The organism is Actinomycetes bacterium (assembly GCA_036000965.1).
In the GTDB taxonomy this organism is placed as follows: domain Bacteria; phylum Actinomycetota; class CALGFH01; order CALGFH01; family CALGFH01; genus DASYUT01.
Genome location: DASYUT010000186.1, coordinates 1 through 14,934 on the forward strand (window position 1 = coordinate 1; position 14,934 = coordinate 14,934).

Sequence of the window (14,934 nt, forward strand, 5' to 3'; positions counted from 1 at the left end):
CTGCTGAGCCTGGCCGCGACCGTGCCGCTGGCGTTCGCGCGCACCTCCGTCCTGACCGCGGCGGTGACCATCACCGCGGCGACGCTGCTGACCCTCGCGCTCGATCAGCGGCTCACCGGCGCCGGCGTGATCGCCCAGGTCGCCGTCGTCTACCTGCTCGCACGGCGCCGGTCGGGGTGGGTGACCGGCGCGGTCCTGCTTCCGTTCGTGGTGGGGGTGACCTCGTATACCGTGGTCGCGCCGTCCGGCGGTGGCGTCAACGGCAGCGTCGTCCCGGTTGCCCTGCTGTCGCTGACCGTTATTGCGGCCGGGCTCGGCGTCGGCAGCCGGGCTCGTGGAGAGACGGCCGCGCTGACCGCGTCCAGGCAGGCCATCGCGGACACGCTGCTGGAGCACGCCGCGCGCGGTGAGCGCGCGCGGATCGCCCGTGAGCTGCACGACGTCGTCGCCCATCACATCTCCATGATCTCGGTGCAGGCAGAGATCGCCCGGCTGACCACGCCGGGCATGCCCACGGAGGGGGCCAGGCGCCTCGCCGCCATCGGCGACACCGCCAGGACGGCCCTGACCGAGATGCAGCGGCTGCTTGACGTGCTCCGCTCCGACGCCGCGGCGGAGCCGACCCGCAAGCCCCAGCCCGGGCTCGACCAGCTCAACGAGCTGATCGACGAGGCTCGCGACGCCGGCGGTGCCAGCACCCGCCTGATCGTTCGCGGCCGGGTGGTCTCGCTGGACGCGGGCCTGGAGCTGAGCGCGTACCGGATCATCCAGGAGGCCCTGACCAACGCCAGGCGGCATGCGCCAGGGGCCGCGGTCGACGTCGAGCTGCTCTATACCGGCGACGCGCTGCACCTGCGTGTCCGGGACAACGGCCCGGGCCCGCCGGACGGCGCCACGGCCGCCGGCCACGGGCTGCTCGGCATGCGCGAGCGGGCCGCGATGGTGGGCGGCACGCTGTCGACCGGTCGCGCTCGGACCGGCGGCTTCCTGGTCGAGGCCACCCTCCCGATCGCGGAGCCGGCCGCGTGAGCTCCCCGCGGCCCGTCCGCATCGTCGTCGTCGACGACCAGGAGGTCGTCCGCGCCGGGTTCGGCATGCTCCTGGAGTCCCAGCCCGACTTCTGCGTCGTCGGCGACGCGGCCGACGGCGCCGAGGCGATCGGGGTCTGCCGCGAGCAGCATCCCGACGTCGTGCTCATGGACGTGCGCATGCCGGTCATGGACGGCATCGAGGCGACCCGGCGGATCACCGCCGAGGCCGGTGACGGCGACCGGCCGAGGATCATCATGCTGACAACGTTCAACCTCGACGAGCATGTCTACGACGCCCTCAGCGCGGGCGCCAGCGGCTTCCTGCTCAAGGCGGTGACCGCCGATCGGCTGTTCGACGCGGTACGCGTGGTCGCCGCCGGCGAGGCGCTCCTCGCGCCGGCGGTCACCCGCCGGCTGATCACCGAGTTCGCACGCCTTCGGCCGCCGCCGTCGCGGCAGTCCATCCCGCTCGGCCTGCTGACCCCGCGGGAGACCGAGGTGCTCCGCCTGATCGCCGAGGGGCTGTCCAACCCCGAGATCGCCGAGCGCCTCGTGGTCGGGGAGGAGACGGTCAAGACCCACGTCGGCCGGGTCCTGAGCAAGCTCGGGTTGCGCGACCGGACGCAGGCGGTGGTTGCGGCCTACGAATCCGGCCTGGTCGTGCCGGGCTTCCCCAGCCGATGACCCCGCAGATCCCGATCGGCCGAACCCACGCATCACCCAAATCACGACTGACGTGCTACTAGGGTCTATCCAGCGGATCTAGGGTCTGCCCAGCGGATCCGCCCGGGCCCACCTACCCGGGACGCACCGCCACCTCAGCCTCAGCCAGCACCCAACGGTCAGCTCACGCCACCAGGGCCTTGGTCGCCGAAGTCCCCTGGTCAATCGCGAGCCGTCCACGGGTACATCCTCACACGAGCGGCACCCGGCTGACCGTGCGTCCGGGCTTTCGCCGTGTACGCCGGCAACGGCGCTGTCGCAAGCGCGCCGACCAGGCCGCCGCAGCTGGTCTTGGGGCGGTCATGGGCGATAGGGTGATCGGTGCAGAAGGCGGCTGTTGCGGCGAGTCAAGCCCAAGGGTTAAATTCGCGGCCACTTCCCCCATTTCCCCAGATCGCTGCACTTCCTCGGAAGCGAACGAGCAGGAACTATGCCTTCGCATCGACACGGATCCGGAGGGTCGTCTGCGGTGGCCGCAGCTCCATCCCGGCTCCCGACCGGGTGGCGCGCGCCTCGCCGCCGGTGGGGGGCCGGATGCTGTGTGGCCTCCCACCCTCGCGCGGGGCCGGCGCCGCTCCTCGGGCGGCCACCGTCCTCCGGTCGGCTGCGTACTGAAGGGACGAGGCAGGCAGGCACTCCGAACCGAACGAAGGGCAGCTGATGTTCCAGAATGTGTCCATCCGGTCCAAGCTCATCGCGATCCTCGTCGGCCCGTTGCTGGCCCTCACGATCCTCGCGTCGGTGGGCATCGGGACCAACCTGGCCGACAGCGTCAAGGCGAACCGCGTCAACGAGCTGTCCCAGTTCGCCGGCAAGCTGACCTCGCTCGTCCACGAGCTGCAGAAGGAGCGCAGCCTGTCGTGGAGCTACGTCGGCAGCCGGCGGACCACCGGCTCGGAGGCGCTGGGCACCCAGCGCGACAACACCAACCGGGCGGTGGAGGTCTACAAGGCCGCCGTGGCCGGGCTGGATGCCACCAACACCGGCAGCGGCCTGAAGGAGGCGCTGGCGCACGGCGTCGAGGTGCTCCGCAACCTCAAGGACCAGCGCGGCGCCATCGACAACGCGCAAATCGCCCCGCCCGGCGAGGCCGAGACCTCGGACTTGGGCAGCCTCGGGGCGGGACCGCGCCCCGAGGCTGCGCACGGCCCCATCGACTCGGTCGAGCACGCCCTCGACCAGTACACCGACACGATCGGCGACCTGCTGAACGTCAACAGCCAGATCGCCTTCGACAACGCGGGCAACAACCGCGAGATGCTGCGCACCCTCACGACCTTCGTCGCTCTCTCCCGGCTCAAGGAGTTCAACGACCAGGAGCGCGGGTTCATCAGCCAGGTCCTCGCCAACGGCCGCTTCGAGCGGGGGCAGTTCGCCCGGTACGCCGCCATCGTGGCCGGTGAGAACCTGTGGTTCGGGCAGTTCCAGGGCGCGGCCGACGCCGACCAGCGGCGCATCTTCGCCACCACCGTGGCCGGCCCCCAGGTCACCGAGGCCAAGAAGCTCCAGCAGGTCGTGCTGGACAGCGAGGACAGGCCCAAGATCAACATCCCGCAGCAGCCGTGGTACTTGGCCATGAGCAGCAGGGTAGAGCTGCTGCGCCGCGTCGAGCAGGGTCTCAGCACCGAGGTGAGCAACCTCTCCTCGCAGCTCAAGGCGTCGGCCGACCGGCGGGCGCTGCTGTACAGCATCGCCCTCACGATCGTCCTGTGGCTCGCGGTCGGCCTGTCGCTGTTCACCGCCCGCTCGATGGTGGGGCCGCTGCGGCTGCTCAAGGACGCAGCCGACGAGGTGGCCCGGCGCAAGCTGCCCGGCGTGGTCGAGCGGCTGCAGCGGTCCGAGCGCGTCGACCTGGACGCCGAGACGGCCCCGATCGGGATCACCTCGAAGGACGAGATCGGCCAGGTGGCCGAGGCGTTCAACGAGGTGCACCGGACCGCGGTCCACGTCGCCGGCGAGCAGGCGGCCCTGCGCACCAGCGTCGGGGACATGTTCCTCAACCTCGCCCGGCGCAGCCAGAGCCTGGTCGACCGCCAGCTCGAGCTGATCGACGACCTCGAGCGGGGCGAGACCGACCCCGACGCACTCGAGAACCTGTTCCGGCTCGACCACCTCGCCACGCGCATGCGCCGCAACGCCGAGAACCTGATCGTGCTCTCCGGCTCCGAGCCGGCCCGGCGCTGGAGCGAGCCGGTCGCGCTCGTCGACATCGTCCGGGCGGCGATCGCCGAGGTCGAGGACTACACCCGGGTGGAGCTGCTGCCGATCGAGCCGCTCGGGGTGGCCGGCCAGGCCGTGGGCGACGTGGTGCACCTGCTGGCGGAGCTCGTCGAGAACGCCACCGCGTTCTCCCCGCCGGGGACCAAGGTGCAGATCGCCGGCCAGAACGTGAGCAGCGGGTACGTGATCGAGGTCGAGGACCGGGGTCTCGGCATGACCGACGCCGAACTGGTGGAGGCCAACGAGCGCCTGGCCAACCCGCCCGTGATCGACTTCGCGCTCTCCCGCATGCTCGGCATCTTCGTGGTCAGCCGTCTGGCCGCCCGGTACGGCATCAAGGTCCAGCTCCGCCACTCCTGGTATGGCGGTGTCACCGCGCTGGTGCTGTTCCCCGAGGCGATCGTGGTCCGGACCGTGGCCGAGGGCGGCCCGCTGGTGCCGGCCCAGGTCACGCCGCAGCAGGGCCGCACCGAGCTGCCGCCCCCGGCCACGCCGTCGCTGGCCATGTCCTCGCTCAGCCCTCCGCCGCCGCCTGGGCCGAGCCGCTCCGACTCGCTGCCGATCTTCGAGGCGGCCCGGTCCGACTGGTTCGAGACCGGGTCCGCAGGCGCGCACCTGCCCCTGCGCCGCCACGCCGCCCAGCTCAACGGCGACGGGGAGCAGTCGCCGGCCAGCCTGACGCGGGGGCGGAACGACGGGGAGCAGTCGCCGGCCAGCATCGAACCACTGCCCGAGCGACTGGTGCCCCCGACGCCGGAAGCCCCGCCCGCGCCCGAACCGCCGCCAGCACCCGAACCGGTGCGGGAAGCCCCGGCGCAGACCACCAGGGCCGGGTTGCCGCGCCGGATCCCCAAGACCAACCTGAACCCGGAGATGACCGAGCCCACCCTGGCCTGGGAGCGGCCGCAGACTCCTGTAGGCTCCCGCAGCCCTGGCGAGGTGCGGAGCATGCTGTCGAGCTACCGTACCGGTCTCGAGCGCGGGCGCAGCGCCGCGTCGAGCGTCGTGTCGAGCAGGGACAGGGACGCAGAAGAGCCGATTGGCGGCGATGCCGCTCCGCACGCCGTCGAGGAGTGACCCAATGACGCAGCTCAGCAAGGAAGCGCAGAACCTCAACTGGCTTGTGACCAACTTCGTCAGGAAGGTCCCTGGCGTTGCGCACACCATCGTCGTGTCGGCCGACGGGCTGCTCATGGCGGTGTCCGAGAAGCTCGACCGCGCCCGGGCCGACCAGCTCGCCGCCGTGGCCTCGGGACTGTCGAGCCTGACCCAGGGCGCCGCCCGCTGCTTCGGGGGCGGGGCGGTGAACCAGACCGTCGTGGAGATGGAGAAGGGCTTCCTGTTCGTGATGTCGGTCAGCGACGGGTCCTGCCTTGCCGTGCTGGCCTCGCTCAACTGTGACATCGGTCTGATCGGCTATGAGATGGCGCTGCTCGTGGCTCGCACGGGAGACGTGCTCACCCCGGCTCTGCGGGCCGAGCTGCAGGCTTCGCTCCCGCGATGAGCGGAAGGATCGGCCATGAGTACCGAGAATGGACGTGGTCCAGGCCGCTTCGTAAGGCCCTACGCGATGACCGGCGGGCGCACCCGCCCATCGCACCTGGATCTCGAGCTGGAGCTTGAGACCCTGGTGTCGACCACGTCGCTCGGTGAGCAGTCCGTGGCCGCGCTCAGCCTGGAACGGCGCTCGATCGCCCTGCTCTGCCGCGACGTCATCAGCGTGGCGGAGGTGTCGGCCCGGCTCGACCTTCCCCTCGGCGTGGCCCGGGTCCTCGTCGGGGACATGGCCGACGAGGGCCTCGTGATCGTGCACCGTCCCGCCAGCCCGAATGACCGCCCCGACCTGGCACTTCTCGAGAGGGTGTTGTATGGACTCCGGACCATCTAGCCGCGCGCCGGGCGGGAGCCTCACCCCGGCTCCCACCCCGGTCAAAATCGTCATCGCCGGCGGCTTCGGGGTCGGCAAGACCACCTTCGTGGGGGCCGTCTCCGAGATCATCCCCCTCACCACCGAGGCGGTCATGACCTCCGCCAGCGTCGGCGTGGACGACACCAACCAGGTCCCCGGCAAGACGACCACCACGGTGGCCATGGACTTCGGCCGGATCACCCTGGACACCGACCTGATCCTCTACCTGTTCGGCACGCCCGGGCAGGACCGGTTCTGGTTCATGTGGGACGACCTCGTCCGGGGCGCGATCGGCGCGGTCGTGCTGGTGGACACGCGCCGGCTCGACGCCTGCTTCGCCGCGGTCGACTACTTCGAGCAGCGGGCGCTGCCCTTCATCGTGGCTGTGAACTGCTTCCACGGCGAGGCCCTGCACGCCGTGGAGGACGTCCGCGAGGCGCTGGCGATCGGGCAGGACGTCCCGATCGTGCTCTGCGACGCCCGGGCCCGCGACTCGGCCAAGGCGACCCTCATCGAGCTGGTCCAGCACGCGCTGGCCCGGGCCACCGCCGCCCTGGACTCGGCCAAGGCCTGAGCCTGGGCCTTCCCGGCCGCGGCCGGCGCGGCCTGGGGCCGCGCAGGTCACCCGCCCGGGGGTGCCTCCCGGGCGCTGGCCCGCTGGCGGGCCCGCCGCACGGCCGCGGCGGCAGCGCCGGCGGCCAGCAAGCCGGCCAGCGCTCCGGCCCCGAGGACCACGCCGGAGGGGCCGGGCTCGCGAGACGCGTCGAGCACGGGACCGCCGTCGCGGGGCGCGGCGGCTCCGTCCCCGGCGCGGGCTCCGTTGCCACCGCCCGCCCCCGCCGTGCTTCCTGTGAACTGGAACACCCACAGGCCGGAGGCCATGTCGCTGGCGAACACCAGTCCCTGCGCCTGGTGCACGCCCCAGACCAGCGGGTAGGTGCGGCGGCCGTCCGGTGAGTCCGCAGGCATGCTGCCCGGGGCCGGCTCCGGCGGGGGGACGAAGGAGCCGACCTCGCGCGGGTGGGCGGGGTCGGAGAGGTCGACGACCCGGACGCCGTCGGAGTACCAGGAGACGTACTCGAGCTCCCCCTCGACGACGGCGTTGTGGACCGAGTAGAAGCCGTCGAGCCCGATCCGCCCGTCCCGGCCGGGCGCTGCCGCCTCGGTGGCGAAGGTGCCGACGAGCTTCGGCTCCGACAGCGTGCGGGTGTCCCAGATACGCTGGGAGGGCCAGGACGCACCCGGGCCTTCGTCCACGCCGAGGGCCTCGTCGTTCTGGACGAACAGGGTCTCGTCCCGGTTGAACCAGCCGGAGTGGGCGGCCTGGTGACGGTCGCTGGGCTGGTAGGACGTGCGCCCGACCAGCCTGGGCTTGGCCGGGTCGGCGATGTCGAGAAACAGCTCGCCGGCCGCCCAGAACGAGGCGAACAACTTGTTCCCGTGGTCGAACGGCCACGCGCTGTGGCAGAAGACGTCCGGCCTGGTGGCCAGCTTCGACCGTAGCTCGGCCGGACCGTCCCGGCGGACGTCCCAGTCGGCGATCTCCTTGGGCCTCCGGGGGTCGGTGACCTCGATGATGCGCAGGTCCCCCTCTTCCCCCCTGGAAAGCGGGAACGAGCCAGGCACGGCCGCGAGCGCGAGCACGCGGCCGTCGGGCCGCACGGCCACGCCGAGCTCGTGCACGCCGGCCCGAGCTCCGGTGGCGAGCCGGCCGAGGGGCTTGGGCCGGGCCGGGTCGGTCACGTCGAACAGGGCCAGCCCGACGAAGCGGGGCTTGGCCGCCTGCCCACCGCAGGACTGGATCCCGGTGACGGCCAGGTCGCCGGAGAACGACGGCGTCTGCACCCGCCCAACCCACACGTCCTGGTCGTCGCTGCCCGGGAACTTCCCGAACTGCGCCAGGAGCCGAGGCCGGGCCGGGTCACGCACGTCGATGGCTGACACCCCGTTCGGCGCCGTGGCACACGCCTTGTTCCGGTAGCCGCCGAGGTAGGCGATGCCGGCGTGGACCCAGACGTCGGCGTACGGGCCCGGGCCGGGGTCGAGGTGACCGACGAGCCGGGTGTTGGAGGTGCGCGGCGCCACCTCGGCGGCCGGGGCCGTCCCGACCGTGCCCGCGGCCACCACGGCGGCGACCGCTGTCCGCCACCCGACGGCCCTCCAGCCCATCCGACCCACCTCCCGGCACCCGTCCACGCCCCATGGTGACAACCAAGCCTGAGCGCTTGCTAAGAAACCTGAGCGCTTGCTAAGAAAATCGCCCCTGCAATCGCTGTAAACCACCCCGAACCACCCGAGTCGTGAAGGGCTTCCTTGACCATTCCGGCGGACGTGACTACTCTTCTCGGCTCGTGTGGCCGGTGCAGTTGTAGACCCCACGGCGCTGCTCCGGTCGCGGCCCCCTGACCGGGGCGTCGGCGCGCCGCGCAGCGGCGCGTCCCGTGCGCCGCGTGGTGGCGCATCCGCGTGTGGGGCCCTCCCCCGGGTCCGCCGCGAGACCTTCGCATACAACCCTTGTAACCAGGAGGTTTTCTTTGGCACGCCATCCTTCGACCGGCCGGCGGTACTTACGCCGGACGGCCCGCCTGAGCGTGGTCCTCACGCTCGGTGCGGCGCTTGCGACGTCGGTGGCCGCGCTGCCGGCCGCTGCCAGCACCGTCCACGTGGTCAAGCGGGGTGAGACCCTCGCCAGCATCGCAAAGGGGGCCGGCCTCGACACCTGGCGCCCGATCTGGGACGTCAACGCGAGCATCGCCCACCCCGACCTCATCTACCCGGGCCAGCGCCTGGCCGTCCCCGCCAGGGGTGAGAAGGTCAAGCCGCGCCCGCTGCCGGGAAGCCTCCGTCCGGCGGTGGTGACCAAGGCCACGGTGGTGACCAAGGCCACGACGTCGCGGAGCTACCGGACCACGCGCGCCCGCACCGGTTCCGACCGGGCCCGTGTCCGGTCGCGAGCGACCGGGAGCTCGGTCTGGGACCGGCTCGCCAAGTGCGAGTCCGGCGGGAACTGGGGCATCAGCACCGGCAACGGCTACTACGGCGGCCTGCAGTTCTCCGCCTCCACCTGGCGTGCCGCCGGGGGGAGCGGCTCGGCCCACCGGGCCAGCCGGGAGGAGCAGATCCGCGTGGCCAAGCGCGTGCAGCAGCGGCAGGGCTGGGGCGCCTGGCCTGCCTGCAGCCGCAGGCTCGGCCTGCGCTGACCCGACCACAACTGATCCGACCACACCACAACTGACGCACGCGTGAGGCGCCGAGCGCGAGCTCACTCGTGCACCAATCGTGGGGTATGCGGCACGGCGTGCGGGTCCTCGGAGGACCCGCACGCCGTGCCGTCACGACCGGCCCGTCCGGTCACCGCCCGATATCGGGCGCAGCCTCTCCAAGGGCCCGCGGCACCGCACGCTCATAGGCGTCGCGCAGGCGGTCGAGCGGCAGGTCGAGCAGGCCGGGCACGACCAGGGCGTCCCCGCCGGTCCGTCCCAGGCGGCGGATCGGGACACCGGTCCCGGTCGCGGCGGCGGTCACAGCGGCCGCGGCCGCCGGGTCGACGGCGACCAGGACCCGGGAGGCGGACTCCCCGGCCAGCGCGGCGAGCGGCGGCAGGCCGGCAGGCAGCGCGACGGTGGCGCCCACGCCGGCGGCCAGCATCGCCTCGACCAAGGCGACCACGAGGCCGCCGTCGCTCAGGTCGTGGGCGCTGGCGAGCAGGCGCCTGGCGGCCAGGTCTGTCAGCAGGGCGTGCAGCCGGGACTCGGCGGCCAGGTCCAGGGCTGGCGGCCGCCCCTCGAGCCGGCCCGTGGCCAGCCGCTGCCAGACCGAGCCGCCCAGCTCCGCCCGGGTCTCGCCGAGCAGGTGGACCTCGAGCCCGGCCCGCGGGAACCCGGAAGGCACCACCGCGGTCGCGTCGTCGAGCACGCCGAGCACGCCGACGACCGGGGTCGGGTGGATGGAACGGCCGTCAGACTCGTTGTAGAAGCTCACGTTGCCACCGGTGATGGGGGTACCGAGCGCCCGGCAGGCCGCTGCCATGCCGGCCACGACCGCGGCGAACGCGCCCATGACCTCAGGCCGCTCCGGGCTTGCGAAGTTCAGGCAGTTGGTCACGGCGAGGGGCCGCGCGCCGGTACAGGCCACGTTGCGGGCCGCCTCGGCCACGGCCAGGGCCGCCCCGGCGGCCGGGTCCAGCCGGGCGTACCGCCCGTTGCCGTCGGTGGCCAGGGCCACGGCCCGGCCGGTGCCCGGAACCCGGATGACGGCGGCGTCCGACCCGGGACCGGCCACGGTGCCGTGCCCCACGAACCGGTCGTACTGCTCGTACACCCAACGCTTGGACGCGCACGTCGGGTCGCCGGCCAGGGCGAGCACGGCCGCGACCGGGTCGGCGTCCAGCGGCACCTCGGCGTCGGCTCCGGCCACCTCTGGCTCGGTGAGCGGCCGCTGGTACACCGGACCCTCGTCAGCCAGGCTGCGAGCGGGCACGTCGGCCACCAGCTCGCCCCGGAAACGGATACGGAGCCGACCCTCGCCCGAGGCGCCTGAGCCCCTGCCGCCCAGGGCACCCGGGGGCCCGGCCCCGACCATGCGGCCGATCACGCCGGCCAGGATCCCCCAGCGGTCGCACACCTCGAGCACCGCGTCCAGGTTGCCCGGGTCGACCAGGGCGAGCATGCGCTCCTGGGACTCCGAGGCCAACACCTCCCAGGCTTCCATGGACGGCTCGCGCAGGGCCACGGCGTCGAGGTCGACCTCCATGCCCATGCCGGCCCGGGCCGCCACCTCCGCCGTGGCGCAGGAGATCCCGGCCGCGCCCAGGTCCTGCAGGCCGGCCAGGAGACCCCGGTCGACCAGCTCGAGACAGGCCTCGATCAGCAGCTTCTCCTGGAACGGGTCGCCGACCTGCACGTTCGGGCGCTTGGCCGCACCGCCCGAAGCGCGCGAGGCCATGCCGCCTGAAGCGCGCGAGGCCTCGTCGCCCCGCTCGAAGCTGGAGGAGGCCAGCACGCTCGCGCCGCCGATCCCGTCCCGGCCGGTCTTGGCTCCCATCAGCACAGCCAGGTCGCCAGGCCGCTCGGCCCGGCCCAGCACCAGCCGGCTGGCCGGCATGATGCCGAGCGTGAGCGCGTTGACCAGCGGGTTGCCGGCGTAGCATGGGTCGAAGGCGACCTCGCCGCCGACCGTGGCCACTCCGACGCAGTTGCCGTAGTGGCCGATGCCGGCCACGACTTCCTCGAGCAGGCGGCGCTGCAGCGGGTCGGCCAGGTCCCCGAAGCGGAGCGAGTTCAGGCTGGCCAGCGGGCGGGCGCCCATCGCGAGGATGTCACGGATGATGCCCCCCACTCCGGTGGCCGCACCCTGGAACGGCTCGACGAACGACGGGTGGTTGTGCGACTCGATCTTGAACACCGCGGCCAGGCCGTCGCCCACGTCGACGACGCCGGCGTTCTCGCCCGGGCCCTGCAGCACCTGCGGCCCCTCGGTGGGCAGACCACGCAGGTGCACCTTTGACGACTTGTAGGAGCAGTGCTCCGACCACATCACCGAGTACATGGCCAGCTCGGCCCGGGTCGGCTCGCGCCCGAGCACCGCGAGGATGCGACCGTGCTCCTCGTCGGTCAGCCCAAGCTGCCGGTGCAGCGCGACGGTCTGGGTCATCGGATGGCCGCGGCGGCCAGCAGCGACTCGAAGACCGGGCGGCCGCCGGTCGGGCCGAGCAGCGGGTCGACGGCGTGCTCGGGGTGGGGCATGAGGCCTACCACGTTGCCGGCCGGGTTGGCGACCCCGGCGATGTCGGCCAGCGAGCCGTTGGGGTTCTCGCCGGGCGCGTAGCAGAACACCACCTGACCCTCGCCCCGGAGCCGGGCCGGGTCGGGGTGCACGTAGCGGCCCTCGCCGTGCTTGACCGGGACGGTGAGCGGCTTGGCAGGGTCGCAGGCCCGCGTCCACGGCGTGGCCGTGGACGCGACCAGGACGCGCACCTCCCGGCAGACGAAGCGCAGGCCGGCGTTGCGCAGCAGGGCGCCTGGGAGCAGCCCGGCCTCGCACAGGACCTGGAAGCCGTTGCAGATGCCGAGCACCGGGCCGCCGTCGTGGGCGAACCGGGCCACTGCACCCATCACCGGGGAGAACCGCGCGATCGCGCCGCAGCGGAGGTAGTCACCGTAGGAGAAGCCGCCCGGGACGACCAGCGCGTCGACGCCCCGGAGGTCGTCGTCGCCATGCCACAGCGGCACCCCCGTGGCGCCCATGAGCCGCACGGCCGCGAGTGCGTCCCGGTCGTCGCACGACCCTGGAAACGTGACCACCCCGACGCGCAGTGCTCCGCCCTCCTCGTCAGATCCTGGTCGTGAGCATATCGGGTCAGGCGGCCGGGAGGCGGGCCGGACAAGTCAGCTCCTGTCCTGGTCGTGAGCATGGCCCGTCAGGCGGCCGGGAGGCGGTCGGACCAGGCGGGCCAGACGTCCATGATCCAGCCGTCGTCGACGTCACGGTCGGTCACGGCGGCGGCGGCGATGCCAGCGTCGGGGTCGACCCATACGAAGCAACCGCTCGCGCCGAAATGGCCGAAGGCGTCCGGCGAGCGGCGGTCGCCCATCCAGTGGGGGCGTTTGCCGTCGTGCAACTCGAAGCCGAGCCCCCAGTCGTTGGGGTCGAAGCGTCCGACGCCGGGCACGACGCCGGCCAGCCCCGGGAACTGCACGGTGGTGGCCTCGGCGAACAGCTCGGGCCCGACCACGGGCGCGCCCCGGTCGAGCAGGCAGCTGGCGAGCCGGGCGAGGTCGGAAAGGGTGGAGACGGCGCCGGCGGCCGGGTCGGCCTCGACACCGTTTCGGGCGGTCAGCCTGGTCGCGTCCAGGCTGAGCGGGCCGAGCACGCTGCTGCCGAGCCAGCCCTCGAAGGTGGTCCCGACCGCGTCGGCGACCGCGTCGGCCAGGGCGCGGAAGCCGTGGTTGGAGTAGATGCGCCGCTCGCCAGGAGGCCGGAGCCGGCCGCCTGGGTGGTCCACCAGGCCGGCTGGAAGGCCGGAGGCGTGGGCAAGCAGGTGGCGGACGGTCACCCCGGTCGCCTCCCGGGCACCCTCGACCGGCTGGCCGGCGATCGAGGCGGGGTCGTCGAGGCCGAGGTGGCCGGCCTCGACTGCGGCCAGCGCGGCCATGGTGGTGAGCAGCTTGGTGACCGAGGCGACCGGGAACTCGTCGCCGCCGCTGCTGCCCGGCTTGAAGGACCACTCCTCCCCGCCGGCTGGGAGCACCGCGGTCCCGCCCTCCCCGCGGGCCGGGAGCACCGCGGTCCCGCCCTCCCCGCGGGCCGAGAGCACCGCGGTCCCGCCCCGGCCGACCGGCCAGTCCAGCTCGCTCACCAGGTCACCTCCTGTTCGGTCAGCAGCCTACCGGTACCCGGCCCGCCGCAGCTGGTCGAGGGCGCCCGTCTCGCCCAGGGCGAGCAGGGCCGCGGCATCCCGGCAACTCACGTTCCACTCCTCCGGGTCGGGCAGGAGCCGCTGGCAGGCGTCGAGCTGGGCCCGGTCGGCGGCCAGCTCGCCGGCGGCCGTCGGGGGGCCGCCGTCGGCGACGTGGACGCCCTCGTGGACCAGCAGCGTCGCGATCCGCTCCGGCAGGGAGTGCGTCTGGGAGAACTTGCCGTTGACGAGCACGAGCGGTCCGCCCGGTGCGAACAGGGTGGTCGACTCGTTGCCGGTCACCTGGAACTCGGCGAAGGCCACCGTGGCAGCGGCGCGGGAGAGGCCGTCGCGGGCCCGCCGCACCCCCTCGGTCGAGCGCAGCCCGCAGGTGCGGTCGGCAGCCTGCTCGAGCAGCAGGACCTCGCCGGGCGTGCCGGCCAGGGTGACCGTGGCCAGGCGCGCACAGTCCGGGTGCCGCCGGGTCACGCGGGCCCGGTTGGCCGGGTCGAGGGCGGGCACCCGGTAGTCGCCGACGTCGTGGCTGAGGCGGCCGACCGGCGCCGGGCGGCGGGCACCCAGGGGGACGTCGGGCTGGCCACCCTGGCCGACCAGCCCGACCGCCACGGTCACCATGGCCACGGTGGTGGCCACCACGGCCAGCCAGAGCCACCAGGGCAGGCGGGGCCATGGGCGGGCCTTGACCGCGGCGGCCTCGGCCGTCGACAGCACGCGCGGGCGGGCGGCCGGGGGGAGCAGCCAGGGCCGGCGGAACCGGGAGCGTGCCACGGACGGCTACGCGGGCAGGACGCGGACGGTGAACTCCTCGACGACCGGGTTGGCCAGCAGGGCCTCGGCGACCGCGCCGGCCGCCGCCTCGGCGTCGCCGTCCTGGACGGTCAGCTCGACGTGCTTGCCGACCCGGACGTCGGAGACACCTGAGAACCCGAGCGCGGGTAGGGCGCGCTCCACCGCCTGGCCCTGCGGGTCGAGGATCTCCCGTTTGAGCATGACGTCGACAGCCACCCGGGCCACCCGTGCCTCCTCCTTCTCAGCGGCACCGACCGTCGGCGCAGGTGGCAGGCTACACCGGCGCGGTCAGGCCGCGCCCGGCGGGCGGGCGCCGCCCCCCTCCTCCTCGCCTGCGGGAGCCGGCCCAGGCGACCGGGTGACCTCGAGGAAGACCTCCTCCCGGTGGACCTCGACGGACCTGGGGGCGCGGATGCCGAGCCGCACCTGGTCCCCGCGGATCTCGAGCACGGTGATGACGACGTCGCGCCCGATCATGATGCTCTGGTTGGCGCGGCGGGTGAGGACGAGCACGGGCGCTCCTTCGATCATCCGCGCGCCGTCGACCAGGCCGAGGCCCGGCGGTCCCACGCGCTCAAGGCGGATCTGGTCGGGCCGGCCACGGTCGGGCCGGCGGATCTGGTCGGGGCGGCCATGGTCTGGCCGGGCGGTCGAGCGGCGCATCCTCATCGGACTCGACGATTGTACAGAGTGACAGGATTGGCTGAATCACCCTTTCGGCCGCGGAAGCCGCCGGCTCCGGCAGGCGACCAGGCCGGTGAGCTCGGGACAGTCGGCCTGGGTCACCAGTGCAACCGCGAAGGGTGGTCGCGGTGGCCGCTGGCTCGGGTACAGCTTTCACCCTG

Annotated in this window: 12 protein-coding genes and 3 pseudogenes; 8 read left to right on the plus strand and 7 right to left on the minus strand. The window is 73.3% G+C overall.

Translation table 11 applies throughout. The features are described 5' to 3' along the window. From VG276_17050 to VG276_17075, 6 genes are all read left to right on the plus strand, one after another. A partial coding sequence (locus VG276_17050; GenBank protein HEV8651043.1) for a sensor histidine kinase occupies positions 1 to 1,029 on the plus strand: 1,029 nt, incomplete at its 5' end. Then, positions 1,026 to 1,715: a response regulator transcription factor gene (locus VG276_17055; protein HEV8651044.1), complete on the plus strand. Its 690-nt coding sequence runs from the start codon at positions 1,026 to 1,028 to the stop codon at positions 1,713 to 1,715. The genes VG276_17050 and VG276_17055, both read left to right, overlap by 4 nt. A 699-nt stretch (positions 1,716 to 2,414) precedes the next feature. Further along, on the plus strand, positions 2,415 to 5,051 hold the full coding sequence (locus VG276_17060; GenBank protein HEV8651045.1) for a nitrate- and nitrite sensing domain-containing protein: 2,637 nt from the start codon (positions 2,415 to 2,417) through the stop codon (positions 5,049 to 5,051). 4 nt (positions 5,052 to 5,055) lie between these two features. Next, a complete protein-coding gene (locus tag VG276_17065) occupies positions 5,056 to 5,478 on the plus strand; it encodes a roadblock/LC7 domain-containing protein (GenBank protein ID HEV8651046.1) in 423 nt (140 codons plus the stop codon). Between the two features lie 15 nt (positions 5,479 to 5,493). Then, the gene (locus VG276_17070; protein ID HEV8651047.1) at positions 5,494 to 5,862 is read left to right on the plus strand and encodes a DUF742 domain-containing protein; all 369 of its coding nucleotides are present in this window, start codon (positions 5,494 to 5,496) and stop codon (positions 5,860 to 5,862) included. Further along, positions 5,843 to 6,457 carry an ATP/GTP-binding protein gene (locus VG276_17075; GenBank protein HEV8651048.1) on the plus strand — a complete coding sequence of 205 codons (615 nt, stop codon included), beginning with the start codon at positions 5,843 to 5,845 and terminating at the stop codon, positions 6,455 to 6,457. The genes VG276_17070 and VG276_17075 overlap by 20 nt, the downstream gene beginning before the upstream one ends. A gap of 47 nt (positions 6,458 to 6,504) precedes the next feature. Here VG276_17075 and VG276_17080 read toward each other — a convergent pair whose 3' ends face one another. Next, positions 6,505 to 8,052, minus strand: a complete 1,548-nt coding sequence (locus VG276_17080; protein HEV8651049.1) for a hypothetical protein — start codon at positions 8,050 to 8,052, stop codon at positions 6,505 to 6,507. Between the two features lie 494 nt (positions 8,053 to 8,546). Here VG276_17080 and VG276_17085 point away from each other — a divergent pair. Further along, positions 8,547 to 8,669, plus strand: a pseudogene (locus VG276_17085) (LysM domain-containing protein). A 171-nt stretch (positions 8,670 to 8,840) separates the two neighbouring features. Further along, positions 8,841 to 9,077 (plus strand): annotated as a pseudogene (locus VG276_17090) (transglycosylase family protein). A gap of 157 nt (positions 9,078 to 9,234) precedes the next feature. On the opposite strand, the gene purL reads toward VG276_17090, so the two are convergent. The 6 genes and pseudogenes from purL to csrA all read right to left on the minus strand — a co-directional run bounded on the left by purL (position 9,235) and on the right by csrA (position 14,602). After that, the gene (purL, locus tag VG276_17095) at positions 9,235 to 11,535 is read right to left on the minus strand and encodes a phosphoribosylformylglycinamidine synthase subunit PurL (protein HEV8651050.1); all 2,301 of its coding nucleotides are present in this window, start codon (positions 11,533 to 11,535) and stop codon (positions 9,235 to 9,237) included. After that, entirely contained in the window at positions 11,532 to 12,185 is a 654-nt protein-coding gene (gene purQ, locus VG276_17100) for a phosphoribosylformylglycinamidine synthase subunit PurQ (protein HEV8651051.1), read from the minus strand. Before purQ ends, purL begins: the two co-directional genes overlap by 4 nt. A 116-nt stretch (positions 12,186 to 12,301) precedes the next feature. Then, entirely contained in the window at positions 12,302 to 13,240 is a 939-nt protein-coding gene (locus VG276_17105; protein ID HEV8651052.1) for a serine hydrolase domain-containing protein, read from the minus strand. Positions 13,241 to 13,267: 27 nt separating this feature from the next. Continuing rightward, the gene (locus VG276_17110; GenBank protein HEV8651053.1) at positions 13,268 to 14,068 is read right to left on the minus strand and encodes a hypothetical protein; all 801 of its coding nucleotides are present in this window, start codon (positions 14,066 to 14,068) and stop codon (positions 13,268 to 13,270) included. A gap of 6 nt (positions 14,069 to 14,074) precedes the next feature. Next, positions 14,075 to 14,314 (minus strand): phosphoribosylformylglycinamidine synthase subunit PurS, encoded by a 240-nt coding sequence (gene purS / locus VG276_17115; protein HEV8651054.1) that lies wholly within the window; start codon positions 14,312 to 14,314, stop codon positions 14,075 to 14,077. Between the two features lie 135 nt (positions 14,315 to 14,449). Then, positions 14,450 to 14,602, minus strand: a pseudogene (gene csrA / locus VG276_17120) (carbon storage regulator CsrA). Positions 14,603 to 14,934: the final 332 nt, after the last annotated feature.

What these genes read in the sequence shown, in the direction of transcription:
- VG276_17070 (HEV8651047.1), top strand. Translation starts at nt 5,494, where the DNA reads ATGAGTACCGAGAATGGACGTGGTCCAGGCCGCTTCGTAAGGCCCTAC.
- VG276_17080 (HEV8651049.1), bottom strand. Translation starts at nt 8,052, where the DNA reads ATGGGCTGGAGGGCCGTCGGGTGGCGGACAGCGGTCGCCGCCGTGGTG.
- VG276_17065 (HEV8651046.1), top strand. Translation starts at nt 5,056, where the DNA reads ATGACGCAGCTCAGCAAGGAAGCGCAGAACCTCAACTGGCTTGTGACC.
- VG276_17075 (HEV8651048.1), top strand. Translation starts at nt 5,843, where the DNA reads ATGGACTCCGGACCATCTAGCCGCGCGCCGGGCGGGAGCCTCACCCCG.
- purL (HEV8651050.1), bottom strand. Translation starts at nt 11,535, where the DNA reads ATGACCCAGACCGTCGCGCTGCACCGGCAGCTTGGGCTGACCGACGAG.
- VG276_17060 (HEV8651045.1), top strand. Translation starts at nt 2,415, where the DNA reads ATGTTCCAGAATGTGTCCATCCGGTCCAAGCTCATCGCGATCCTCGTC.